The sequence below is a fragment of the Ruegeria sp. C6 genome, from assembly GCF_056537625.1.
On the sequence record NZ_JBQFRW010000022.1, the window covers coordinates 1 to 2,019 of the forward strand.

General features: G+C 55.6%; 1 protein-coding gene. It reads left to right on the top strand.

Annotation, left to right across the window (positions count from 1 at the left end; all coding sequences use genetic code 11):
* Window positions 1–2,019: beta strand repeat-containing protein (locus ACR0MJ_RS20725; protein WP_480762453.1), on the top strand; the 2,019-nt coding region annotated here is incomplete at both ends.

Below are 2,019 nucleotides of genomic sequence, written 5' to 3' on the forward strand. Positions count from 1 at the left end.
CGGCACGACGCCTGTTGCCAACCTCTCCGTGACCCCATCGGTCGGTTCTGAAGATGACGGTACGCAGGTGACGATCACGGTGACTACCTCACTCGCCGTGATTGGCGATCAGACCTTCGATCTTGGTCTGAGCGGCAATGGGATTACGGCCTCGGACTTCACGACGGCAGTCCCTGCCTCAATAACCATTCAGGACGGGAACAACTCGGCCAGCGTCGTACTCAATGTGGCGGATGACGCGGATATCGAGGGGCTCGAGACGGCCACCTTCACAATATCGAACCCGTCTGCGGGGGTTGCACTCGGGGCGACGGTATCGGGTACGCTCGACATCATCGACAACGATACACCCCCCAATCAGGCGCCTAGCTTTACTTCGTCTTCGACTTTTGGCGTTATCGAGAATACGAACGCCGTTGGCACGGTCAGCGCGACCGATCCAGAGGATGATGCAATCCAGTTCGCCATTGCAGGTGGCGCGGATGCCGGTCTCTTTATAATCGACCCGACGTCCGGAGCGCTTAGCTTTCTGACGGCTCCGGATTTCGAAGCCCCCACCGATGTTGGTGACGACAACGTCTATAACGTGACCATCAGCGCGTTCGACGGCACAAACACGGTCACGCAAGACATTGCGGTGACCGTTGCGGATGATCCGAGCGAGACGAATAACGGTGCAGCCACACTGTCAGTCAATGCTGGGGCTAACAACGTCCAGATTTCCAACTATGGAAATAACTCGTTTGTCCTGACAAATGTCGGATCAAAAACAATTTCGTCCATTGAGATTGATGTAACAAATGCGCTTTATCCGGATAGCGTATTTGACCCGTTCGGCCTCGCAGGTGACACGATCTCCAAAGCGCTTCAAATCAATACCAATGGAAACACCGGCGTACAGGCTCCGACAAATGCATCTTACATCGGAGCCGGAGGAACGGCTGGGTATTCCGGGATAGTGCTCACCTTTGATCCGCTAGTAAATGGCGGATTTGAGAGCGGAGAGACGCTTGGCTTTTCCGTTGATATGGACCCGAATTCCGTTGCCGGATCTCAAAAATCGACGCTTGACGGCGGTTCTTCGCCCTCGTGGGATGTGGGTGGCGTATCCGGCGCGGAGCTCATCGGGTCTTCGTTCACAATCACCTTCGCCGATGGCACTACCGCGACAGGTCAACTTCAGAGTGATGGATCCCAGGGTGGCTCGATTGGCCTGGCAGATCAGGCTGCTCCAAACACGGCCATCCAGCTCAGTGTAAATGGCCTCTCCGAAGGAGAGATTGGCACATATGACGTCACCGGCCCGACAGTTGTTGTCAGCGGACCTGCCGGTGCCACCGCGCGGATCGTTCTGACCAAAGGTTTCATTCAACCAGTAGCCAACAACTTCGCCGAACCTTACAAATCACAACTTGATGCGCAGCTTGCGGCTCTTGGGGCTGAAGATTTTCCGGCAAACAACGCCGTCGAATTCCAGACTGTGGATGTCCTGCTTGATGGTACAAATCAGGATATTACCAGCCTGTTTGATTTTGCTGATATCGCCCTTTACGACTTTGTCGGAGAAGATCAGCTTCCGCTGGGATTTGTGGCCAGTGTCATTGATACAAGCAACAACGACCTTCCGCTGGGTGCAGTTACGGCTCCGATCTATCTGGAATACAGCGCCGGCACGACGCCTGTTGCCAACCTCTCCGTGACCCCATCGGTCGGTTCTGAAGATGACGGTACGCAGGTGACGATCACGGTGACTACCTCACTCGCCGTGATTGGCGATCAGACCTTCGATCTTGGTCTGAGCGGCAATGGGATTACGGCCTCGGACTTCACGACGGCAGTCCCTGCCTCAATAACCATTCAGGACGGGAACAACTCGGCCAGCGTCGTACTCAATGTGGCGGATGACGCGGATATCGAGGGGCTCGAGACGGCCACCTTCACAATATCGAACCCGTCTGCGGGGGTTGCACTCGGGGCGACGGTATCGGGTACGCTCGACATCATCGACAACGATACACC